Origin of the sequence: Roseateles sp. UC29_93, from assembly GCF_042695725.1 — a bacterium.
Taxonomy (GTDB): domain Bacteria; phylum Pseudomonadota; class Gammaproteobacteria; order Burkholderiales; family Burkholderiaceae_C; genus Roseateles; species Roseateles noduli_A.
This window is the reverse complement of record NZ_CP170545.1, coordinates 5,387,634-5,409,567: the sequence shown is the minus strand read 5'-3', so window position 1 is coordinate 5,409,567 and position 21,934 is coordinate 5,387,634. Positions and strand designations below refer to the sequence as shown.

17 protein-coding genes and 1 pseudogene are annotated in these 21,934 nt (G+C 69.8%); 11 read left to right on the top strand and 7 right to left on the bottom strand.

The features are described from left to right. Positions 1-55 precede the first annotated feature (55 nt). On the top strand, positions 56-2,155 hold the full coding sequence (gene ligA, locus ACFJIX_RS25110) for an NAD-dependent DNA ligase LigA (RefSeq protein ID WP_377155353.1): 2,100 nt from the start codon (positions 56-58) through the stop codon (positions 2,153-2,155). 147 nt (positions 2,156-2,302) lie between these two features. Here ligA and ACFJIX_RS25105 read toward each other — a convergent pair whose 3' ends face one another. Continuing rightward, entirely contained in the window at positions 2,303-3,580 is a 1,278-nt protein-coding gene (locus ACFJIX_RS25105) for an MFS transporter (RefSeq protein ID WP_377155352.1), read from the bottom strand. A gap of 157 nt (positions 3,581-3,737) precedes the next feature. Here ACFJIX_RS25105 and ACFJIX_RS25100 point away from each other — a divergent pair, with 157 nt between their 5' ends. Further along, positions 3,738-4,328 (top strand): TetR/AcrR family transcriptional regulator, encoded by a 591-nt coding sequence (locus tag ACFJIX_RS25100; RefSeq protein WP_377155351.1) that lies wholly within the window; start codon positions 3,738-3,740, stop codon positions 4,326-4,328. Here the strand turns inward: ACFJIX_RS25100 and ACFJIX_RS25095 are convergent. The 3 genes from ACFJIX_RS25095 to ACFJIX_RS25085 form a co-directional block, all read right to left on the bottom strand. Continuing rightward, a complete protein-coding gene (locus ACFJIX_RS25095) occupies positions 4,291-5,181 on the bottom strand; it encodes a DMT family transporter (RefSeq protein ID WP_377155350.1) in 891 nt (296 codons plus the stop codon). The genes ACFJIX_RS25100 and ACFJIX_RS25095 overlap by 38 nt on opposite strands. After that, a complete protein-coding gene (locus ACFJIX_RS25090; protein ID WP_377155349.1) occupies positions 5,178-5,762 on the bottom strand; it encodes a methylated-DNA--[protein]-cysteine S-methyltransferase in 585 nt (194 codons plus the stop codon). The genes ACFJIX_RS25095 and ACFJIX_RS25090 overlap by 4 nt, the downstream gene beginning before the upstream one ends. Positions 5,763-5,882: 120 nt before the next feature. Continuing rightward, positions 5,883-7,553, bottom strand: a complete 1,671-nt coding sequence (locus tag ACFJIX_RS25085; RefSeq protein ID WP_377155348.1) for a DNA-3-methyladenine glycosylase 2 family protein — start codon at positions 7,551-7,553, stop codon at positions 5,883-5,885. A 365-nt stretch (positions 7,554-7,918) separates the two neighbouring features. Here ACFJIX_RS25085 and ACFJIX_RS25080 point away from each other — a divergent pair, with 365 nt between their 5' ends. Continuing rightward, a complete protein-coding gene (locus tag ACFJIX_RS25080; RefSeq protein ID WP_377155347.1) occupies positions 7,919-9,307 on the top strand; it encodes a phosphomannomutase/phosphoglucomutase in 1,389 nt (462 codons plus the stop codon). 49 nt (positions 9,308-9,356) lie between these two features. Further along, entirely contained in the window at positions 9,357-10,685 is a 1,329-nt protein-coding gene (locus ACFJIX_RS25075) for a 3-deoxy-D-manno-octulosonic acid transferase (RefSeq protein ID WP_377155346.1), read from the top strand. Between the two features lie 87 nt (positions 10,686-10,772). On the opposite strand, the gene ACFJIX_RS25070 is transcribed toward ACFJIX_RS25075, so the two are convergent. Further along, entirely contained in the window at positions 10,773-12,122 is a 1,350-nt protein-coding gene (locus tag ACFJIX_RS25070; RefSeq protein WP_377155345.1) for a GTP pyrophosphokinase family protein, read from the bottom strand. Between the two features lie 90 nt (positions 12,123-12,212). On the opposite strand from ACFJIX_RS25070, the gene ACFJIX_RS25065 reads away from it, so the two are divergent. From ACFJIX_RS25065 to ACFJIX_RS25050, 4 genes are all read left to right on the top strand, one after another. Beyond that, positions 12,213-13,505, top strand: coding sequence for an MASE1 domain-containing protein (locus ACFJIX_RS25065; RefSeq protein ID WP_377155344.1), 1,293 nt, complete (start codon positions 12,213-12,215; stop codon positions 13,503-13,505). Further along, positions 13,481-13,894 (top strand): alpha/beta hydrolase, encoded by a 414-nt coding sequence (locus tag ACFJIX_RS25060; RefSeq protein WP_377155343.1) that lies wholly within the window; start codon positions 13,481-13,483, stop codon positions 13,892-13,894. The genes ACFJIX_RS25065 and ACFJIX_RS25060 overlap by 25 nt, the downstream gene beginning before the upstream one ends. After that, entirely contained in the window at positions 13,887-14,963 is a 1,077-nt protein-coding gene (locus ACFJIX_RS25055) for an acyl-CoA-binding protein (protein ID WP_377155342.1), read from the top strand. The genes ACFJIX_RS25060 and ACFJIX_RS25055 overlap by 8 nt, the downstream gene beginning before the upstream one ends. A 141-nt stretch (positions 14,964-15,104) precedes the next feature. Further along, positions 15,105-15,359, top strand: a complete 255-nt coding sequence (locus ACFJIX_RS25050; protein WP_377155341.1) for a DUF1488 family protein — start codon at positions 15,105-15,107, stop codon at positions 15,357-15,359. A 66-nt stretch (positions 15,360-15,425) separates the two neighbouring features. Here ACFJIX_RS25050 and ACFJIX_RS25045 read toward each other — a convergent pair whose 3' ends face one another. Then, complete coding sequence (locus ACFJIX_RS25045; protein ID WP_377155340.1) at positions 15,426-17,963, bottom strand: ATPase, T2SS/T4P/T4SS family; 2,538 nt, start codon at positions 17,961-17,963, stop codon at positions 15,426-15,428. A 167-nt stretch (positions 17,964-18,130) separates the two neighbouring features. Between ACFJIX_RS25045 and pcp the strand changes: the two genes are divergently transcribed. From pcp to ACFJIX_RS25030, 3 genes and pseudogenes are all read left to right on the top strand, one after another. Beyond that, positions 18,131-18,769: a pyroglutamyl-peptidase I gene (pcp, locus tag ACFJIX_RS25040; protein WP_377155339.1), complete on the top strand. Its 639-nt coding sequence runs from the start codon at positions 18,131-18,133 to the stop codon at positions 18,767-18,769. 219 nt (positions 18,770-18,988) lie between these two features. Continuing rightward, positions 18,989-19,189 (top strand): hypothetical protein, encoded by a 201-nt coding sequence (locus tag ACFJIX_RS25035; RefSeq protein ID WP_377155338.1) that lies wholly within the window; start codon positions 18,989-18,991, stop codon positions 19,187-19,189. After that, positions 19,159-20,022 (top strand): annotated as a pseudogene (locus ACFJIX_RS25030) (DUF692 family multinuclear iron-containing protein); the annotation flags it as partial. The gene ACFJIX_RS25035 and the pseudogene ACFJIX_RS25030, both read left to right, overlap by 31 nt. A gap of 812 nt (positions 20,023-20,834) precedes the next feature. Here ACFJIX_RS25030 and tolA read toward each other — a convergent pair. Beyond that, positions 20,835-21,926 carry a cell envelope integrity protein TolA gene (gene tolA, locus ACFJIX_RS25025; RefSeq protein ID WP_377155337.1) on the bottom strand — a complete coding sequence of 364 codons (1,092 nt, stop codon included), beginning with the start codon at positions 21,924-21,926 and terminating at the stop codon, positions 20,835-20,837. Positions 21,927-21,934 lie beyond the last annotated feature (8 nt).

The following is a 21,934-nucleotide window of genomic DNA, read 5'->3' as shown; positions in this document are numbered from 1 at the left end:
AGGGGTGCCAGCCGTGACCAGCGGTGGCTCAGTGGGGGTGCGCCACAATGCGCGCATGACTCCCTCGAGGTCCGCTTCCGTGTCTTCGCTCTCCGCCCAACACGCCACCGCCCGCGCCGCCGAACTCCGCGCGCTACTGCATCACCACGCCCACCTGTACTACGTGCTCGACACGCCGTCGCTGCCCGATGCCGAGTACGACAAGCTGTTCCAGGAACTGCAGGCCATCGAGGCCGCGTTCCCGGCGCTGCTGACGCCGGACTCGCCGACGCAGCGCGTGGGCGGGCAGGTGCTGGAGGGCTTCGAGCCGGTGAGGCACGTGGTGCCGATGTTGTCGATCCGCACCGAGACCGACACCGAGGCCAGCGGCGCCGAGAACTTCGACGCGCGTGTGCGACGCGAACTGGACCTGGGCGAGAACGCCGCGCCGGTCGAGTACGCGGCGGAGCTGAAATTCGACGGCCTGGCGATCAGCCTGCGCTACGAGCACGGCGTGCTGGTGCAGGCCGCCACGCGCGGCAACGGCGAGACCGGCGAGGACGTGACGCAGAACGTGCGCACGATCAAGCAGATCCCGTTGAAGCTCTCGGGCGAGGGCGCGAAGGCCGCGGTGCTGGAGGTGCGCGGCGAGGCCTACATGCGTCGCGACGATTTCGAGGCGCTCAACGAACGCCAGCGGGCCGCGAACGAGAAGACCTTCGTCAATCCGCGCAACACGGCCGCCGGGGCGATCCGGCAGCTGGACCCGGCGCTGGTGCGGCAGCGGCCGCTGAGCTTCTTCGCCTACGGCATCGGGGAGACGCAGGGCTGGGAGATCCCGGCGACGCACAGCGCGATGCTGGACGCGCTGCAGGCCTACGGCCTGCCGGTCAATGCCGACCGCGCGGTGGTGCGCGGCGCCGAAGGCCTGGTGGCCTTCCATCAATCGATCGGCGAGAAGCGCGATGCGTTGCCCTTCGACATCGACGGCGTCGTCTACAAGGTCAACAGCCGCGAGCTGCAGCGGCGGCTGGGCTTCGTCTCGCGCGAGCCGCGCTGGGCGGTGGCGCACAAGTACCCGGCGCAGGAGCAGGTCACGACGCTCGACCGCATCGACATCCAGGTCGGTCGCACCGGCAAGCTGACGCCGGTGGCCAAGCTGGAGCCGGTCTTCGTCGGCGGCACGACGGTCAGCAACGCGACGCTGCACAACCTCTTCGAGATGCGCCGCAAGGGCATCCGCGTCGGCGACCAGGTCATCATCCGGCGCGCCGGCGACGTGATCCCCGAGGTCGTCGGCAAGGTCGATGCGAAGCGCGCGAGCTACGTGCCCAACTTCCGCATGCCGAAGCACTGCCCGATCTGCGGCAGCGACGTCGTGCGCGAGAAGGGCGGCATCGACCACCGCTGCAGCGGCGGCATCTTCTGCCCCGCGCAGCGCAAGCAGGCGATGCTGCACTTCGCCGGGCGGCGCGCGATGGACATCGAGGGCCTGGGCGACAAGCTCGTCGACCAGCTCGTCGACGGCGGCATCGTCACCAGCCTGCCGGGGCTCTACAAGCTCGGCGTGGCCAAGCTCACCGCGCTGGAACGCATGGGGGACCGGAGCGCGCTGAACCTGATCGACGCGCTGGAGAAGAGCAAGCGCACGACGATGGCGCGCTTTCTCTTCGCGCTGGGCATCCGGCAGGTCGGCGAGACCACGGCCAAGGATCTGGCGAAGCACTTCGGCAACCTGGACGCGCTGATGGGCGCGACCGAGGAGCAGTTGCTGGCGGTCAAGGACGTCGGGCCGATCGTCGCGAAGAGCATCGCGGCGTTCTTCGCCGAGGCGCACAACCGCGAGGTCGTCGAGCAGCTGCTCGCCGCGGGCGTCGAATTCCCGCAATCGGAAGGGGCCGCCGCGGCGCCCGCCGGACCGCAGCCGCTGGCCGGCAAGACGCTGGTGCTGACCGGCACGCTGCCGACGCTGTCGCGCGATGAGGCCAAGGAGCTGATCGAGGCCGCCGGCGGCAAGGTCAGCGGCTCGGTGTCGAAGAAGACCAGCTACGTGATCGCGGGCGAGGAGGCGGGCTCCAAGCTCGACAAGGCGCGCGAGCTGGGTGTCACTGTCCTCGACGAGGAAGGACTGCAGGCGCTGCTCGCCGCGCCGCCGGACGTCGTCGACGCTGGCTGACTGCACAGGCCGCTGGCCCTCACCCCCGCCCTCTCCCGCGAGCGGGAGAGGGAGTGAGAATGCACCGAGCGGACCCTCTTACTCCCTCTACCGCTTGCGGGAGAGGGCAGGGGTGAGGGGCGCGCGCAGCGCGCGGGGTCTAGGGAGTCATGCAGCAGCGGTCTTCCGACGGATCACCATCGCCATGACCGCCGCCAGCAGGCAGGCCGCGCCGGCGACGTACAGCGCCGGGGCGTAGCTCAGCAGCAGGCTGCGGCTCAGCCCCGCGCCGTAGGCTGCGACTGCCGCGCCGATCTGGTGGCCCGCGAAGATCCAACCGAACACCATCCCCACCTTCGCCGCGCCGAAGCGCTCCGCCGTCAGGCGCACCGTCGGCGGTACCGTGGCGATCCAGTCCAGTCCGTAGAACACCGCGAACAGCGACAGCCCGTAGAGCGTGAACTCCGCGTTCGGCAACCACATCAGCGACAGCCCGCGCAGCGCGTAGTACCAGCACAGCAGCTTGCGGGTGTCGTAGCGGTCGCTGAGCCAGCCCGACAGGATCGTGCCGATGAAGTCGAAGATCCCCATCATCGCCAGCACCGAGGCCGCCGGCACCGCCGCCAGACCGTAGTCGCCGCACAGCGAGATGAAATGGGTCTGCACCAGGCCGTTGGTAGACAGCCCGCAGATGAAGAAGGTGCCGAAGAGCAGCCAGAAGGTCGGTTGGCTCGATGCTTCACGCAAGGCGGTGAACGGCGTGAGCCACGTGACCTTGGCGGCGGGCGCGGCCGGCGCCGCGGCAGCGGCAGGATCGGCGCCATAGGGCGCGAGGCCCACATCCGACGGCCGGTCGCGCATGAACAGCAGCACCAGGCTCATTACCGCCAGGCACAGCACGGCCAGCGGCAGCAGCGGGGCGCGCCAGCCCCAACGCTCGATCATCCAGGCGGCGATCGGCAGGCAGATCAACTGGCCGGTCGCGGCGCTCGCGGTCAGGATGCCCATGATCAGGCCCTTGCGCGTCGCGAACCAGCGGTTGGACACGATGGCGCCGAGCACCAGCGCCGTCATGCCGCTGCCCAGACCCAGCACCACGCCCCACAGCACGACCAGGTGCCACAGCTGCGTGACCAGCCCGGCCAGCAGCATGCCGCCGCCGACCAGCCCCAGCGCCACGCTGACGACGGCGCGCACGCCGAAGCGCTCCATCAGCACCGCCGCGAACGGCCCCATCAATCCGAACAGCGCGAAACGCAACGCCAGCGCCGACGAGATCTGGCTGGTGGACCAGCCGAATTCCTGCGCCAGCGGCTGCAGCATCGCGCCGGGCAGGCCCAGCGCCGCCGACATGAACAGCATCGTCAGGAAGGTCAGCCCGGCGATCACCCAGCTGAAGTGCAGACCCCGGTGGGTCATGCGTCGGGACATGGCGGCGGCAAGCATGCGGGAGGATCCTTCCAGGGGTGCCTGTTTTAATGATGGCCGCCATCGTATCGAGATTTCCGACGTCCGCCGCAGATTTGATGATGCCCCTACTCAAAATCGTGACATCGCGCCTCGGCCGGAAGTTGTAGCGGGGCTTCCTACAATGGTGCCCATCATGAAAGTCACCAAAGAGCAATCGGCTGCCAACCGCAAGGCGCTGGTCGACGCAGCATCCAAGTTGTACCGCGAGCGGGGCGTGGCCGGGGTCGGCCTGGCGGAGATCTCCCGCGAGGCCGGCTTCACGCACGGCGGCTTCTATGGGCGCTTTGCGTCGAAGGAGGAACTCGCGGCCGAAGCCTGCGACGTGGCCTTCGAAGGCTCGCTGTCGCGGCTGGGCGCGCAGCTGGAGAAGCACGGCGGCGACTACCAGCCTTTCCTCAAACGCTACTTCGGCGCCGCGCATCGCGACGCGCCCGGGGCGGGATGCCCGATGGCGGCGCTGGGCGTCGACGCGGCGCGCGAGGGCGGTCTGCTGCGCGAATCGATGAGCACCGGCATCGCCGCCTACCTGCGCGAGCTGGCCGTGCACCGGCCCGACGGCACGATCGTCGACGAGCCGACCGCGGAGGATGAAGCCCGCGCGATCGGCGTGCTGTCGACGATGGTCGGCGGGATGATCCTGGCCCGGGCCTGCGCGGGCGCGGCACCGGGCCTGTCGGACAGGATCCTCAGGACGTCGCTGGAGGCGACGTCGAAGGCAGCTTGAGCACACCCACCGCCAGCGCGGTGCCGAGCAGCACGACGAGGCAACCCGCGGCCATGCTGGCGCTCAGCGTCTCGCCGAGGAAGATCCAGCCCCACAGCAGGCCGAAGACCGGGATCAGGAAGGTCACCGAGATCGTGTTGGTCGGGCCGACGCGCTTCATCAGCCGGAAGAACAGGATGTAGGCGATGCCGGTGCACAGCAGCGCCAGCAGCGCCACCGCGCCCCAGGCGTGACCGCTCGGCATCGCGGCCGGACGCAGCGACCAGGCCGGCGCGGCCAGCAGCAGCGCGGCCGCGAACTGGCTGCCGGTGGCGACGGCCAGCGGGCTGGCGCCGGTGAGGTAGCGCTTGGTGGCGCTGGCGGCGACGCCGTAGCTCAGCGCGGCGATCAGGCAGGCGACGATCGCGAAGCCGCTGCCGCCGGGCTTGAACGAGGCCTTGTCCCAGGCCAGCAGCACGACACCCGCGAAGCCCAGCGCCAGGCCCAGCATCCGCGACCCGTCCAGGCGTTGCCCGAACCAGGCCCAGGCGACCAGCGCGCCCCACATCGGCGTGGTGGCGTTGAGGATGCTCGACAGGCCGGCGTTGATCGACAGCGCCGCGAAGCTGAACAGCGCGAACGGGAAGGCGCTGTTCAGCAGACCGACCAGCAGCAGGCCCTTCCAGTGGGTGCGCAGGTCGCCGAGTCCTTCGCGCAGGCCCAGCAGCGGGATCAGGAACAGCGAGGCCCCGGCCACGCGCACGGCAGCCGTCGCCACCGCGCCGAACTCCGGCGCGGCCACCCGCATGAACAGGAAGGACGCGCCCCAGATGGCGGCCAGGACCAGCAGTTCGATCAGATCGCTACGCTTCACGCGGGGGCCTCTTGGTTGTTGTCGTGCTTGCCGGGACGGCGAAGGGCCGGGGTCCCGGGAGAAGTCTCTATGGGCGAGGAGCGCAGCTTAGCGGGCAGGCCTCCTTCGATTGTCAGTAGGGCTTCCTTGCGGTGGAGGCCGCCGGCGTAACCGGTGAGGCTGCCGTCGGCGCCGAGGACGCGGTGGCACGGGATCAGCACCGACACCGGGTTGCGCCCCACCGCCGCCGCGACGGCGCGCACGGCCTCCGGCCGGCCCAGGCGTGCGGCGAGCTGGCCGTAGGTCAGGGTCTCGCCCGCCGGGATGCCGAGCAGGGCCCGCCACACGGCTTGCTGGAACGCGGTGCCCGAGGGCGACATCGGGGGAAGCGCCGCGGTCCGGCCGGCGAAGTAGTCCTTCATCGCCGCGACGGCGTCGCGCAGCAGCGCGTCCTCATCGTCGCGGGGAGCGGCGAGGGCGCCGGGATGGTACTTCTGGTCCTCGAACCACAGACCCGACAAGCCCTCGGCATTGCGCGCGATCAGCAGGCGGCCGAGCGGGGTGTCGGTCTCGGTCCAGGCAGTGTGGTGGCGGTGGTTCATCGAAACTCTCCTTGGTGGGCGGGAGGCTGGGCCTTGGTTTGGCGGGAGGTCCGCCAACTCCGGTGGGCCAAGCGCGGGCTCTCCACGAGGCAGGGGGCATCCCTCCGGGAACCCCCGGCCTCATTCCGGCCCCACAACCCTGGGTTGACTTCGCGTGGGTTTGGCAGCGGCGGACTTCGAAACGGACTTGGCGGCGGCCGATTTCGAGAGAGTCCTCGCAGCGGCGGATTTCGTTGCGGCATCCCGCCATAGTTGCAACACGGCGTAGCTGCGGTAAGGAGCGAAATGCTCGGCGGCAGCGATCAGCTCGCGCGGACGCAGCGGCTGGCCGGCGCGTGCTTCAAGGCATTGCTTCAGCACGACATCGCCCGGCAGATAGGCGTCGGGCCAGCTCCAGCCGCGCATCAACATGTAGTGCGCCGTCCACGGACCGAGGCCGGGCAGGGCGGCGAGCTCCGCGATCGCGTCCTCCACCGTGCCGCGGCCGTGGGCAAAGGCCAGCGTCGGCCATTGGCGGGCGAGGTGGATCAGCGCCTCGGCCCGGCGGCCGGGCATGCCGATCGGGGCGATGTCGTCGACCGTGGCGGCGGCCAACGTGGCCGGCGTCGGGAACACATGCGTCACGCCGGGCGGGGCGCCAGCGGCATCGGGCAACGGCTCGCCGAATCTGGCGATCAGGCGCGTGGCCAGCGTGCGTGCGGCCGCGACCGTCACCTGCTGACCGAGCACGGCGCGGATCGCGAGTTCGAATCGATCCAGCGACCCCGGCAGGCGCAGGCCCGCGGCGGCAGGACCGAGGGTCTCGCCGAGCGCGGCGGCGATGGCCTGCGGGTCGGCATCGAGGTCGAGCCAGCGACGCAGGCGCGGCATCAGCGGCGCGATCACCGGCCACAGCGACGCGCTCAGCGACAGGCGCACGCGCGGCCGTTCATCGCCGTCGGGGGGCAGTCGCAGCGACAGCCAGCCCAGCACGTCCGCCTGGCCCGGGCGCACCAGTCGCACGCTGCGCGACAGCGACAGGCGCTCGACATCGACCTGCTCAACACCTGGCACTGCGCGGGCGGCGAGGAAGTTCAGCAGCGCCGAGCTCAGCAGCGGCGGGCGCAGGTCCAGACGCAGCTCGGCGGTCTCCAGCGCGTTGCCGGATGCGCTCGCATCGGCCTCGGCGCCGCCCTTGCGCAGCGCGCTGGGACTCAGACGGTAATGTTCCTGGAAGGCGGCGTTGAAGCGGCGCAGGCTCGAGAAGCCTGCCGCGAGCGCGACCTCGCCGATCGGCAGCCGCGTGTCGGTCAGCAGCTGCTTGGCCAGCAGCAGCCGGCGCGTCTGCAGGTACTGCAACGGTGCAACGCCGTGCACGGCGGTGAAGACGCGGCGCACATGGCGCTCGCTGACGCCCAGGTGCGCGGCGAGTGTGGGCAGCGAGGCTTCCTCTGGCGCGCATTCGTCGAGCCAGCGTGCTGCTTCGCGTGCCAGCACCTCGGCGGCGTCCATCGTGCTCCATGGGCGTGCGGCCGGCGCCAGTTCGGGGCGGCATTTCAGGCATGGGCGGAAGTGGGCGGCCTCGGCCAGCGAGGCGCTGGGGAAGAAGCGGCAGTTCTCTCGCCGCGGCGCGCGCACCCGGCAGATCGGGCGGCAATAGACGCCGGTCGAGGTCACGCCGACGAACCATTGACCGTCGAAGCGCGCGTCGCGCGCCAGCAGCGCGGGGTAGCAGTGATCCGGGTCGAGAAGGAAGTCCATGGCAAGGATCATAGGAGCCGGTGTCCGGCGGTTCTCGCCGTTTTCGGACATGTCCCTCTTCCCCCTGGGGGCCCACCACGAGACGTCCGGAGGGAACCGGCCAGGGCCCCCTTTTCGGAAGTCGAGGAGGGAATTTGGAGGCCGGGGCGGCCGACAAAGGAGGGACATGGAGAAAAGGGGGCCCTGGCCGGTTCCCGATCGCTCGGTCCCAAGGAGCCTTGGCCGGTTCCCGATCGCTCGGTCTTGAGGCGGCTTGGCCGGTTCCCGAGGCGGCTTGGCCGATCCCCGTGCGCTCAATCCTGGCCCGGGAATTGCCCTCTGTAGCCCGCCGTGCACCGGGTTACACGGACCTCTCATAGGCGCTGCCTACAATGCGCCCCAGTTTCGAACCACCACCAATTCCTGCAAGGAAGCACATGCAAGTTCACGCATCCATCTTCAAGGCCTATGACATCCGCGGGGTCGTGGGCACGACGCTGGACGAGACGCTCGCCGAGCATCTCGGCAAGTCCTTCGGCACCGAGGCGATCAACGCCGGTGAGAAGGCCGTTGCCGTCGGCCGCGACGGCCGCCTGTCGGGCCCGTCGCTGGTGAACGCGCTGATCCGCGGGCTGAAGTCGACCGGTCTGGACGTCGTCGACATCGGCGCCGTCACGACGCCGATGCTGTACTACGTGGCCGCGACGCGCGGCAAGCATGGCTGCAACTCCGGCATCATGGTCACGGGCAGCCACAACCCGAAGGATTACAACGGCTTCAAGATGGTCCTGAAGGGCGCCGCCGTCTACGGCGAGCAGATCCAGGGACTGAAGCGCCGCATCGAGTCCGAGGACTACGCCACCGGCAACGGCCGCGTCGGCCAGATGGACGTCATCGCCGAGTACACCCAGCGCATCGTCAAGGATGCCAAGCTGTCGCGCCCGATGAAGGTCGTGGTCGACAGCGGCAACGGCATCCCGGGCGCGACCGCCCCGGCCATCCTGCGCGCGCTGGGCTGCGAGGTGGTGGACATCTTCTCGAAGGTGGACGGCGACTTCCCCAACCACCATCCGGATCCGTCGCGTCCCGAGAACCTCGAGGACCTCCGGCGCATCGTGCACGCGACCGACGCCGAGCTGGGCCTGGCCTTCGACGGCGACGGCGACCGCCTGGGCATCGTCACCAAGGACGGCACGATGATCATGCCGGACCGCCAGATCATGCTGATCGCCGCGGACATCCTGACGCGCCTGCCGGGCTCGGAGATCATCTTCGACGTCAAGTGCACGCAACGCCTGGCCCCGTGGATCGTGGAGCACGGCGGCAAGCCGCTGATGTGGATGACGGGCCACTCGCTGGCCAAGGCCAAGCTGAAGGAGACCGGCGCGCCGCTGGCCGGCGAGCTGTCGGGCCACATCTTCTTCGCCGAGCGCTGGTACGGCTTCGACGACGCGATGTACACCGCCGCGCGCATGCTGGAAATCCTCTCGCGCAGCGACGACCCGAGCAAAGTCCTGAACGACCTGCCCAACAGCGTCAACACGCCGGAACTGAACGTCCCCTGCAAGGAAGGCGAGCACCACGAGGTTGTCGCCAAGCTCAAGGAGATCGCCCAGTTCCCGAACGCCAAGGACATCATCACGATCGACGGCATCCGCGTGGAGTACGACGACGGCTTCGGCCTGGTGCGCGCGTCCAACACGACGCCGGTGCTGGTGCTGCGCTTCGAAGGCCACACGCAGGAAGCGCTGGAGCGCATCCAGAAGGAAGTGCTGGCCCAGCTCCAGCGCGTGAAGCCAGACATCACGTTCACGTCCGGCCATTGAGCGGCGCATCGTTGAGCGGCCCATCGTTGGCGGGCTCCTTGATCGCGGCATGGGGCATTCGCCTTTGAGTTCCGATTCGTTCAAGGAGCGCCTGGCGCGCGCGGTCTTCAGCACCGTGCTGAGGCTCGCGACGCCGGCCTACCTGGCGCGCGTGCTGCTGCGCGGGCGCGTGGAGCCGCTCTACGCGGTGCATCCGGGCGAACGCTTCGGCTTCGGCGAGGCGATCGCCCCGGGCGCGATCTGGGTGCATGCGGTCTCGCTGGGCGAGACGCGGGCGGCCGCGGCGCTGATCGAGCGCCTCCGCCAGGAGCGGCCCGGCATGCGGCTGCTGCTCACGCACACGACGGCGACCGGCCGGGAGGCCGGCCGCGCGCTGCTGCGCGACGGCGACACGCAGCGCTGGCTGCCCTTCGACACGCCCGGCGCGGTGCGCCGTTTCCTCAAGCGCACGCGGCCGTCGGTCGGCGTGCTGATGGAAACCGAGATCTGGCCCAACGTGCAGCACGAGACGCGGAAGGCGGGCGTGCCGATGGTGCTCGCGAATGCGCGGCTGTCCGCGCGCAGCCTGCGTCGCGGCGAGAAGTTCAAGGCGCTGCTGGCGCCGGCGGCGCGCAGCCTGCGGCTGGCGTTGGCGCAGACGGCGGCCGATGCCGATCGGCTGCGTCAGGCCGGCGTCGAGGACGTGCGCGTCTGCGGCAACCTGAAGTTCGACCTCCAGCCCGATGACGCGCTGCTCGCGCGAGGCCGCGCGTGGCGCGCCGGGCTGAACCGGCCCGTGGTGATGCTGGCGGTGTCTCGCGAAGGCGAGGAGGCCGCGATGCTGGCCGCCTGGAAGGCGGCGTCGCAGGCGAGGGCGCAGGCGGGTTCACCGCTGCTGCTGATCGTGCCGCGGCACCCGCAGCGCTTCGACGAGATCGCCGCGATGGTGACCGAGGCGGGCCTCACGCTCGCGCGCCGCAGCGCCTTCGGCACCAGCGACATCGCCACGCCGCCGCTGAGCGCGGGCGTGGCGGACGTGTGGCTGGGCGACTCGATGCGCGAGATGGCGCTGTACTACGGCCTGGCCGATGTCGCGCTGCTTGGCGGCAGCTTCGAGAAGCTCGGCGGACAGAACCTGATCGAGACGGCCGCCTGCGGCGTGCCGCTGTTCATGGGACCGCACACCTTCAACTTCGCCGAGGCGGCGGAGCTGTCGCTGCAGGCGGGCGCCGCGCGGCGCGTCGAGACGCTGACGCAAGGACTGGCTGAAGCGCTCGTGCTTCTCACCAAGGCCGATGAGCGTGATGCGATGGCGGCGGCGGCCACGGCCTTTGCCGCGGCGCATCGCGGCGCGGCGGCGCGGATGGCGGCGCCGATCCTGGACCTCCTGGCGCGCTAGGCGCCGCCAGTCCCGAACGCCCGCGAACGCCCGCGAACGGTCGCCTCGGCGCGGTTCAGGACGGGATCTCGCCCAGCGGCCGTGGCCTCAGAGTTCCTCGATGGCGTGGACCGAGAGCCACTCCTCGAAATTCTTCTTCGCGAGACTCGTCAGGATGCCTTGGAACAGCGTCTTGTCGCCCAGATAGAGGCTGTGACGGATCACGGTGAAAGGATTCATCCGGTTCTCGGAACTGTCTTCGAAGTGGACCTGGTATCGCTTGACGATGCCGATGTTCTCGCGCAAATACTGGTTGAACTCCGAGCGTGAAATGGACGGCTGCGCCGTCACGATCTCCTGAACGAAGCCATCCACCTTCTGCGGCACGAAGTCGAAGGTGGGGAAGAAATGGCTGGCGATCTTCAGGAAATTGAAGGCGTTGAGCTTCGCGCTGCGACGCTCGGTCGCCGGGGACTCGGGAGGCTCGGTACGCGGCGCTTCACCTGGCGCCGCACCATTGACGCCTTGCGGAACCGACGTTTCCGCTGGCTCGGCCGGCTCGTCCTCTTCCTTTTGAAGCTCCTCTTCGGTGGAGTCCCGAATCTGTCGGAACTCCCGGTCGGCCAGCTCGAAGAGCGCGGCCAGCGTGTTGATCCGGCGCTTCAGATGGTTGGGAATGGATTTCTTGTACTTGATCTTGTGATCCAGCACGCTCCAGGAGTCCTGCACGATCGTCCGTACCTGCACTTCGAACTGGAGGTCCGCATAGGCCCGGTATTCGGGCAACTCGAGCCGCGGGTTCTTGAGCTTGAGATCGAAATGCAGACCCTTGTAGCCGAACGAGGCCTCCGTGTTCTCGATGGTCGAGATCTTGTCGGTGACTTCGACCACCTCGAACTCGCTCTGGAGAATCGCGCCGATCTTCTCGATGTCGTCCTCATAGAGGCAGACGATGCGCAGGCCCACCAGGTCACTGACGTGGTTCCTGATCTCGTACGCCGTCGAGCCGGCTTCCAGGGCTTGACGGTATTTGAGATTGAATTTCTTGATGCACTCCTCGCGGTCCTTCAGCCGTGACTCGATCTTGGAGAAGGGCACCGAGCCGAGTTGCGGGAGCAGGTCCGTGAGGAGGCTGACCAGCGACCTGCTGGCGTTCTCCAGCATCGCCGAATTGGCGTCGTAGAAGACACGGAACTGTGCCTTCTCGCCCTCGAAGTCCAGACTCGCCATGGTTCTCCTCTCCATTGCGATCGCCGGCTTCCAACCGGCGACCGTCTCATCGATCGACTCGCCAGGGCGCAGCGGCCCTGCGACACCTGTACAGCGCTCAGTCCGGAAGCGGGTGCGCTCGTGCTCCTGCCCATCATCGCACCGTGCGCCGGCCGCAGTCGTCGGCAGCGCAGAGGCCCGGTCCAGGGAAACTCTGCACAACTCCCCGCAGCCGCCGCGGCGAGTCATGCAGCGCCGGCCTGGCAAGACCTGACACGCTTGCCCTGACGCAAATCCTCACGCTATCCTGCTCCGCGACCTGGGCGTGAGGGAGCATCAATGCAACATCTGATGAAGGCCGCCTTGGTGGCCCTGCTGTGGCTGGGAGCGGCCATGTTGTCGCGGTCCATGGCCCATGCCGCGACGCAGACCACGCTGGTCTGGCTGAGCAGCGGTATCACGTTCGCCGCTCTGCTGGTCAGCGCCCGCTGGGCCTGGCCGGCGCTTCTGGCGGGCGCCGGGGTGGCCGCGACCGTGTGGGGCCTCGTGGATCACCGGCTCGGGGTCGGTCCGGCACTGGCGTTCGCCGGCATCGAGGTGTCGAGCATGGCGCTGGGCGCCTGGATCGCGACGCTTGACCGACAGGATTCGCAGACGCCTCGCGGGGCGGCGCTCTTGATGGCCGGCGCCGTGGCGGCGTCGCTGATCGGGGCCACGCTGGCGACCTTGCTGTGGGGCTGGCAACGTCCGGACGCGGACCTCGGCGTCGAGTGGCGCGCGTGGGCGCTGTCGACGATCGTCGGCCTGCTGCTGGTCGCGCCGCTGGTCACCGCCTTCCAGGGCTTCCGCATCAGACGATCAGGCGGCCTGCCGATGGCGCCGTTCCTCGGCGGGGTGGTGGCATTCGCCGGCTTCATCATCGCCGTGCTGCTGGTGTTCTCGGACCAGGCCGCGCAGCGTTGGGGCGGCGTCGCGGCGACCTTGGCCTACGTGCCGATGCCTTTCCTGCTGGTGGCGTCGCTGATGTGGGGCGCTCGCGGCGGCACGCTGGCCACCTTGCTCGGCGCCTTGCTGATCATCGGACGCACGGCGCAGGGCGACGGGCCGTTCGCGTTCCATGAAGGCTTTCGCGGCGAGGCCGTCGTCGAGGTGCAGGGCTTCGTGATGGTTTGGGCGGCCGTGCTGCTGGTGACCCGCGCGCTGGCCGAAGGGCGCCGCGCCGCGCTTGCCCGCGCCGACGAGTGGCACCTGCGCTACGAGCGCACGCTGCAGGCCGTGGGCGTGGCCAGCGTCGAGTACGACGCCACCACCGGCCGGGCCACCTGGGGGGGCGGGTGCCGACCAGGTCCTGGGCCGCGCGGCGTCGGCCGCCGTCACTATCCAGGACTGGCTCGACTTGATCGACCCCGCGGAACGCGGCCTGGTGGAAGCCACCTGGCAGGCGGTGGCGCAGGGCGTGCGCGCCTCCAGCGAGCAGGCCTACACGCTGCGCCTGCCGGGCGGACAGGTGCAGCGCGTGCGCGAGCGGCTGGCCGCGGTGCACGGCGGCGACGGTCGGGTCGAGCTGGTCGTGGCCCTGCTGAGTCTGGCGGCCGGGGAGAAGATTCATGGCTGAGCCGGCCGTTTTCCTGATCCATGGCCTCGGCGGCACGCAGTACGACCTGGGCTCGATGCACAAGCGCCTGAAGAACGCGGGCTTCGTCACCTACTCGATCACGCTGCCGGGCCACGGCGGCCAGCCGTCCGACCTGCTCGGCGTGCGCGCCGAGGACTGGCTGGAGGCGGTCCGGGCCAAGTACCGCGAGATCGTCGACCAGCACGAGGTGCTGCATGTGATGGGCATGTGCATGGGCTCGCTGCTGGCCATCGAGACCTGCAAGCGCGAACGGCACGACAAGGGACGTCTGGTCGGCACTGGCGCCGCCGGTCTTCATCGATGGCTGGTCCACGCCCTGGTATCGCGGGCTGCGCCACCTGCTGTACCTGGTGCCGGGCGTGACGGACCGGATGCGCGTGGATGAGGAAGATCCGTACGGCATCAAGAACGATCAGCTGCGCGCCATCGTGCGCGCCAAATTCGAGCGCGGCGATGCCTTCGCCTACAGCTGGGTCCCGCTGGCCTGCATCCGCGAGGTGGATCGCTTGCGCCGCTTCGTGAGGAAGGACCTGACCCGCATTCCCTGTCCCACGCTGGTGATCCATGCGCGCGAGGATGAATTGACCAGCGTCCGCTCCGCCAATTTCCTCGTCGAGCACATCGGCGCCGGCAAGCGCGCCGGCCAGGCGCGCATGGTGATCCTGGAGAACAGCTATCACCTGATCTGCGTGGACAACGACAAGGAGATCGTCGCCCAGCGCACCCTGGAATTCTTCGGCGCCAGCGACTCTGGCCTGGGCATGAGCCGCGACGATCCGCGCATGAGCCGCGAGGCGATCGACGCGCTGCTGGCCGCCGCCCGCGCGGACCTGGAGCGCGCCGATTTCGCCGCCTTGTACGAGCGCGGCATCCCCGACTTCACCTGGTACCAGCCGGGGCACAACCGCAGCACCGGCATCTTCCGTGGCAGCAAGGGCCTGGCGCGCTTGCAGGCTTGGGCGGGCGAGGGGCTGACGTTCACCGCTTTCGGCACGCCGGTGCTCAATGTCGGGATGGCGGTGCTGCCGACGACGCTGAAGGCCGGTTCACTGGCCTCCCAGGGCGTGCTGGCGATCAGCCTGCATCAGGGGCGGCTGATCGAGGCACGATGGTTCCCGGACGAGCCCGCGCTGGAGGACGAGCACTTCGGCGGCGAGCCCGTGCCCGATGGCCCCAGCCCGGCCGAAGCGGCCTTCGAGGCCGCGGCCGCGCTGTCCCGGACGCTCGCCAGGGCGCCCGATGAGGCCAGTCTGCTGCGGCTGTATGCGCTGTACAAGCAGGGCAGCCTCGGCGACGCCACCGGCGAGCGGCCGGGCGTCCTGGACGTGGTGGGGCGGGCGAAGTACGACGCCTGGGCGAGCCTACGAGGTCGGCCGCGTGAGCAGGCCATGAGCGAGTACGTCGCGCTGGTGCAGCAGCTCAAGGCTGCCGATGCCCAGGCCGTCGCGGCCTGAGGCCGAAAGGCCTGGAAGGGTCGAAAGCGCCGAATGGGCCGAATGGGCCGACGCCGGCCTGTGTGTGCCGGTGCACAGACGGCGCGGGCGGATGCCCGCAACCTGATCTCCCATGGTGATGCATCAGCGTCAGGAGACAGAGTGAAGCCAGCCGCGTTCTACGACCTGAGTTCCGGATCCATCCGCTTCTGGGTGCTCGTTGGCGAGCAATTCATCGGCGCCTCCGTCCGGCGCGAGACGCTGCACTATCGCTACAGCCCCAACGGCACGAACGACGATCCGCTGCAGACCTTTCAGGCCCACACGGATGAACTCGAAGGGATCGTCCGACGCCGCATCGCCGGCGGCTCTCGCGAGCCCATCATGCTGCGCGATCACGACCTGAAGGTCGAATAGCCACTCGCGGGCCACTCGCGATGGCGCGTCGCGACAGGACCTCGCGACAGCACCTCGCGACGGGGGCTACTGGTTGCTGGTCGACCGGACCTCGCCGAGCGTCGTGACCCCTTGCAGGACTTTCGCGATCCCGTCCTGTCTCAGCGTCGTCATGCCTTCGGACATGGCCAGATGCATGAGCTCTTCCGCGCGCCCGCCGGTCTGGATGAGGCGGCGGATGGGCCGGGTGACGGTCAGCAGCTCATGCAGGCCCGCGCGGCCCTTGAAGCCGGTGTGGTCGCACTTGTCGCAGCCGGGCGAGTGGTACTGAAGCAGGTTGGGCTGGCCGTACAGGCCCTTCCACTCGGCGAGGACCTTCTCGCGGTCCGGCCGGTTCTCGGCCGAGAACACATGCAGGTAGTCGTCGAGCAGCTCGTTGAGCGTCGTGTCCGACATCGGTTCGGACTTGCGGCACGACGGGCAGATGCGCCGCACCAGCCGTTGCGCCAGCACCGCCAGCAGCGAGTCGGCGAAGTTGAACGGATCCATGCCCATGTCGAGCAGCCGCGTGACCGTCTCCGGCGCGCTGTTGGTGTGCAGCGTGGAGAGCACCAGGTGACCCGTCAGCGAGGCCTCGACCGCGATCTCGGCGGTTTCCTCGTCGCGGATCTCACCCACCATGATCACGTCCGGGTCCGCGCGCAGGAAGGCGCGCAGCGCCTTGGCGAAGGTCCAGTCGATCTTCGGATTGACCTGCACCTGCCGCAGCCCCGCCTGCGTGATTTCGACCGGGTCCTCGGCCGTCCAGATCTTGCGTTCCGGCGTGTTGATGTTGGCCAGCACCGAGTGCAGCGTCGTCGTCTTGCCCGACCCCGTCGGGCCGACGCACAGCACCATGCCGTACGGCCGCTCCGAGGCCGCCTTCAGCTCGCGCAGGTTGCGCTCCGAGAACCCCAGCTTCTCCATCGGGATCGGCTTGGCCGACGCCAGGATCCGCATCACCACGTCCTCGAGGCTGTTGTTGGTCGGGATGGTCGCGACCCGCAGCTCGATCTTGTGGCGTTCGGAGAACTTGGCGAAGTTGATCTTGCCGTCCTGCGGCTTGCGGCGCTCGGAGATGTCGAGGTCGCACATGATCTTGATCCGCGCGATCAGCGCGCTGCGATAGGTGTGCGGCAGCTCCAGGTGGGGCTGCAGCACGCCGTCCTTGCGGAAGCGGATCTTGACCTTCTCCTTGCCGGGATAGGTCTCGATGTGGATGTCCGACACGTTCTGGTTGTGCGCGTCGATGATCATCGTGTTGATCAGCCGCACCAGCGAGTTGTCGCTCTGCTCGATCTGCCGGTCCTTCTCCTCCTCGCGCGCCGTCTCGCGGGCGGACTGCTCCTGGCCCTCGCGCTCGAGCGTTTCGATCAGCTTGTCGGAGCTGTCGAGCTCGAAGTCCATCGTCAGCGCGGGCAGGGCACCGCCGATGGCGGAGACCGGCTGGTTGCCGAAGCGCTCATAGGCGCCGGGGATCGCGAAGGTCAGCGAGCCCAGGCGCGCCAGCGCCGGGACGACCTTGAGCTGGGTGATGAACTCGACCTCGTCGATGCAGTCGCGCCGCGTGGGATCTTCCATCGCCACGATCAGGCGCCCGTCGCGCAGCACCAGCGGCAGCACCTCCAGCCGCTTGGCGACGGAGAAGGGGAGCTTGCGCACCGAGTCCGGCTCGATCGCGAAGTTGTCCGCGTCGACCAGCGGATAACCCATCTTGCGGGCCAGCGCCGATTGCAGCTGCGCGCGCGTGACGATGCCCTTGCGCACCAGCAGCTCGCCCAGCGGGACCGAGCGGTCCTGCTTCTGCTGCGCCAACGCCTCGTCCAGCTGCGCCTGCGTGATCAGGTCCAGCGCCAGCAGCGCCTCGCCGATGCGCACCATCGGCATCTTGGCCTGCTGCTCGATCGCCTGCATCAACTGCTCGGCGCTGACGATGTGCTGCGCCACCAGGATGTCGCCGACGCGGCGGTCGCGCAGTTCACGCTGCTCGTCGGCGGCGGCGTCGACCTGCTCCTGCGTCACCACCAGCTGGCGCACCAGCAGGTCGCCGATGCGCTCGCCGACCTCGAAGCTGACCAGGACCTCGCGCGGCACGAACATGCAGCGCACCCAGTCGCTGGTCTCGCTGACCGGCGGGAAGAGGAACACGCCGAGCTCGGTCTCGTGGTGGCCGATGGTCGTGCCCTTCTGTTCCTCGCCGCCCTGGTAGACCAGCTTGAATTCGCTGCGCGGGCGCTGGTCCAGCGAGGTCGCGTCATCCGCCGTGGACGGATCGCGCGGCGGGACCTCGATCGCATGCAGCAGCTTGAGCGCCTTGAACTGCGAGAACTTCAGCGGCATCGCGTTGCGCGCCGGCGGCACGACGACCTGGGCCAGCCGCTCCGACGGCACCATCAGGATCACCTTGCCGACCGTGCGACTGCCGTTCAGGCCGAGGATCTCGCAGGCCTGCGGCTCACGCTGCGGGCGCGGGCGCGGATAGGCGGCGAAGGGCGGGGTGGGCCACTCGAACTGCGGTGCCGCTTCGGCCGGCGCGCTGCCTGGCTGGGCTGTGGGCCATTGAAGCGGCACGGACGGGTCGGTCATCGGTCGGTCTCCGCGGGGAATTTGTATCTGGACATTCTTGAAGCGGGAGATTAACCCGTTTGAAGAGTGGTCACTACCCAGATAAGCAGGTGGCATGCCTGACTGCGGCATCGGGCGAACCGTCCGCGCACCGGCGGGGGCCAGGTCTCGCGTCTAGACTCGTTGTCATGAAGAACCTTCTGGTCACGGGCTTCGACCCGTTCGGCGGCGAGGACGTCAACCCGTCCTGGGAACTGGCGCGATCGCTCAACGGCGAGGTGATCGCCGGCGCCCGTGTCGTGGCCGTGCAGCTGCCCTGCGTGTTCGGAGAGGCCCTGCACCGGCTGGACGAGGCCCTGCAGCGCGTGCGGCCCGCGATGGTGCTGGCGATCGGCCAGGCGGGCGGGCGCTGCGACCTGTCGCTGGAGCGGGTCGCGATCAACGTGGACGACGCGCGGATCCCGGACAACGCCGGCGCGCAACCGGTCGACGAGCCTGTCGTGGCCGACGGCCCGGCGGCGTATTTCTCGACGCTGCCGATCAAGGCGATCGTCGCCGGACTGCGGGCGGCGGGGTTCCCGGCGTCCGTGTCGCAGACGGCGGGCACCTTCGTCTGCAATCACCTGTTCTACGGCTTGCAGCACCGGCTGGACGGCCAGGGCGTGCGCAGCGGGTTCATGCACATCCCCTACCTGCCGGAGCAGGCCGCGCGCCATCCCGGCGCGCCCAGCCTGCCGTTGCCGACGCTGGTCGCGGCGACCCGGCTGGCGATGGAACTGGCCGTCACCGCCCAGGAGATCCGGGCCGGGGGCGGGCAGCTCGACTGAGCGCCAGGCCGCGGCGCAGCGATCGTCTGGTGGTTCTCGGTGAGGCGTTCACGCGCTTGACCGATGTCAATGAACGCCCACCAGGCGCAGAGCGAGGGGACACGATGGCCCAACTGAGGGGGCAGGCGGGGCGGGGCGGTCGATCCGGTGGATCCGGTCGATGGCCGCGTCCGTCGCCTGTCACCTTCGCGGGCACCGACCCGCTCATCGGAGTCCGCCATGTCCATTCGCCAGATCGTCCTCGCTGCGCTGACGGCCGCGCTGTCCGCGGGTCCTTCGGGGGGCGCCCGCGCCGCCGACGGCCGGGCCAGGGGCCAGTGCCTGGATCTGGCCCAGGCGGGCCAGCACGTGTGCGCGGGGCCCTCGGCCGACGAGCACACGCCCGGCGAATGGGCGTACGTCGCGAAGGGCGTCCGGTGAAGCGCGGCACCACCCTGTGGCCGGTCGCGGTCGGCATCGGCTGGCGCCAGCCCCATTACCGGGAGGTGATGGCGCACAGCGCGCTCGATCTCGACTTCCTGGAGGTGCACACCGAGAACTTCCTCGCGCCCGGCGGTGCCGGACGTCAGCTCCTGCTGGACGCCGCGCGCCGGTGCCCGGTCAGCCTGCACGGGGTGGGGCTGGGCCTGGGTTCGGCGGTCGGCGTCGACTACCGGCACCTCCAACGCGTGCGCGCGCTGATCGAGGCGGTCAAGCCCGCGGTGGTGTCGGAACACGCCGGGTTCACCCGCGTGCGGCATCGCCACGGGATCGTGCATGCGCACCAGCCGCTGCCGGTTCCCCTCAGCCCGCGCGGCCTGTCGCGGCTGGTGTCGCAGGTGGACGCGGTGCAGCAGGGCCTGGGTCGCCAGATCCTGATCGAGAACCTTGGCGCCCATCTGGCCTGGGACGAGGACGTGATCAGCGAGCCCGACTTCCTCAACGCGCTGGCCGGGCGCACCGGATGCGGGCTGCTGCTCGACCTGAACAGCGTGTTCGTCCAGGCGCTCAATCGCGGCCTGGACGACGAGGCCGCGTTGCGGGCTGGCCTGGGCTGGCTCGACGGCGTGGAGCCGGCCGCCGTCGGCCAGTACCACGTGTCGGGCCATTCGCGGGTGGACGGCCTGGTCTTCGCCGACCACGGCAGCGCGGTCGGGGAGGCGGTGTGGTCGCTGTACCGCCATGCGCTGATCCACATCGGCGCCCGGCCGACCCTGATCGAATGGGACAACGCGCTGCCGCCGCTCACGGCCCTGTGCGGGGAAGTGGCCCGGGCCCGTCGGGAGCAGGCCGCGCTGGACCGGGAGCTGATCGCGCCGCCGCCGCCGCGGCCGTCCTCGCGTCACGAGCGTGTGCGGCCGACGTCGCGCACGGCGGAGCGTGGCACGGCGCCGATGCTGTCGACGGCGGTGTGCCAGCCGCCCCCTCGGGAGCGGCAGGGCTTGCCCGACCTACACGACCTTCCCGACCTGCCGGATCTACCGGATCTACTCGATCTGCAGGCCTGCCTGGTGACCGCGCTGCTGGCGGGACCGGGCGCCGACATCGCCCTGCAGGCGCCTCCCGGGCTGCGCGCCCTGGCCGGCATCGCCGGCGGACTGCCCAGGGCGCTGCGGGCGTACCAGGCGCATCTCAGCGCCCAGGCCGAGCGCGCGCTGGCGGTGGTCTATCCGCGCCTGCGCGAGCGCGTGGAGGTCGATGAGCCCGGGAGCTTCGCCTCGCTGGCCTGGGCCTGCTGGCGCCGTCACCCGCCCGCCGACGGCGATCTGGGCGAGTGGGGCGAGGCGCTTGTCGGCCTGCTGGCCGGCGCCGAGGCCGAAGGCCTGCCGCCGCTGTGGACGGCGCTGGCCCGGATCGAATGGGAACTGCACCGCGTGGCGCGCATCGCGGATCCGCTGGCGGACCTGGACTCGCTCGCGCTGCTGGGACGCCTGCCGGCCGGCGCGGTGCGGCTGGTGCTCGCGGACCATGTCGCGCTGCATGGCTGCGACGCGCCCGGCCCGCGGGCCTTGCTCGAACTCGCCAGCGAGTCCTTCGGCAGCGGACCGCGCCACGCGCTGATGGTGTGGCGGGACGGTTGGGGCGGTCAGTCGATCGCGCTGGACGGCGTGACCACGCGCTGGTTCGAATCGCTGCGTGCCGGGCTGGATCTGGAGCGCGCCCTGCACGAGGTGGGCGCGGCCTTCGACTTCAGCGCCTGGCTCTCGACGGCGGTCACGCGCGGCTGGCTGGACCGCGTCGAGACCGTCGAGATGGCCGTCACTCCCTGGGGCGGAAGGTGATGATCATCACCCGCGGCACGGTGCCGTCGGTGTCGGTGGGCAGCTTCTCCGTCTTGTCGAGCGCGCGCGAGCACGGCGCTGTCGAAGTCCGGCAGCCCGCTCGACTGGACGATCTTGCGCGCGACGATCGTGCCGTCCGGACCCGCACGCACTTCGACCTCCGCCTCGGGGTTGGAAGCGCCGCCCGGATCGTTGTAGATGATGTTCGGACGCACGCGGGCCTTGATGCGGCCTGCGTAGTTCGCCGACGGGCCTGAGCTTCTCGCCGCCGTGCCGGTCGAGGTCGGTGCGCCCGTCCCGCCGGCCATGCCCTGGATGCGGCGCAGGTTCTCCTGGCGCTGCGCCTCGGCCTTGGCTTCAGACTCCTTGCGGGCCTTCTCGGCCTTGGCCTTGTCGGCGGCCTTGGTCTCGTCCTTCTTGGCCTCGTCCTTCTTCGCCTGCTCTTCCTTGGCCTTGCGGTCGCGTTCCTTCTGGTCCGCTTCGTCCTTCCTGCGCTGTTCCTGCTTGCGCTTGTCCTCGGCCTCGCGCTGCTCCTGCTCTTCCTTGAGCTTGCGTTCCTTGGCCTTGGCGACCGCGATGTCCGCGTCGCGCTGGGCCTGGACCTCCTGCGGGGTCGGTTGTTGCGGCTTCGGAGGTTCGGGCTGGGGTTTCGGCGGTTCGGGCTGCTTCTCGGTCGGCAACTGCTCCTTGGGCGCGGCGGCCTGCGGGACGGCGGACCACAGCTCCGCGTCCATCGCCGGCACCGGCGCCGAACGCCAGCTCACGCCGAAGCTCAGGGCCGCCACCAGCAGGATGTGCGCGACGATCGCGAAGCTGAAGCCGCGGCCCAGCCCGGGCGCGGGCGGCGGACGCAGGGGGTCGCGGTCCGGGTGGAATCGGGAGACCAGGGTGCTCATCGCGTGCG

Coding starts and splice junctions, on each gene's coding strand:
- ACFJIX_RS25075 (WP_377155346.1), top strand. CDS start 9,357: ATGGGGCATTCGCCTTTGAGTTCCGATTCGTTCAAGGAGCGCCTGGCG.
- ACFJIX_RS25080 (WP_377155347.1), top strand. CDS start 7,919: ATGCAAGTTCACGCATCCATCTTCAAGGCCTATGACATCCGCGGGGTC.
- ACFJIX_RS25100 (WP_377155351.1), top strand. CDS start 3,738: ATGAAAGTCACCAAAGAGCAATCGGCTGCCAACCGCAAGGCGCTGGTC.
- ACFJIX_RS25070 (WP_377155345.1), bottom strand. CDS start 12,122: ATGACTCGCCGCGGCGGCTGCGGGGAGTTGTGCAGAGTTTCCCTGGAC.
- ACFJIX_RS25045 (WP_377155340.1), bottom strand. CDS start 17,963: ATGACCGACCCGTCCGTGCCGCTTCAATGGCCCACAGCCCAGCCAGGC.
- ACFJIX_RS25060 (WP_377155343.1), top strand. CDS start 13,481: ATGGCTGAGCCGGCCGTTTTCCTGATCCATGGCCTCGGCGGCACGCAG.
- ligA (WP_377155353.1), top strand. CDS start 56: ATGACTCCCTCGAGGTCCGCTTCCGTGTCTTCGCTCTCCGCCCAACAC.
- ACFJIX_RS25090 (WP_377155349.1), bottom strand. CDS start 5,762: ATGAACCACCGCCACCACACTGCCTGGACCGAGACCGACACCCCGCTC.
- ACFJIX_RS25065 (WP_377155344.1), top strand. CDS start 12,213: ATGCAACATCTGATGAAGGCCGCCTTGGTGGCCCTGCTGTGGCTGGGA.
- ACFJIX_RS25085 (WP_377155348.1), bottom strand. CDS start 7,553: ATGTCCGAAAACGGCGAGAACCGCCGGACACCGGCTCCTATGATCCTT.
- pcp (WP_377155339.1), top strand. CDS start 18,131: ATGAAGAACCTTCTGGTCACGGGCTTCGACCCGTTCGGCGGCGAGGAC.
- ACFJIX_RS25035 (WP_377155338.1), top strand. CDS start 18,989: ATGTCCATTCGCCAGATCGTCCTCGCTGCGCTGACGGCCGCGCTGTCC.
- tolA (WP_377155337.1), bottom strand. CDS start 21,926: ATGAGCACCCTGGTCTCCCGATTCCACCCGGACCGCGACCCCCTGCGT.
- ACFJIX_RS25105 (WP_377155352.1), bottom strand. CDS start 3,580: ATGCTTGCCGCCGCCATGTCCCGACGCATGACCCACCGGGGTCTGCAC.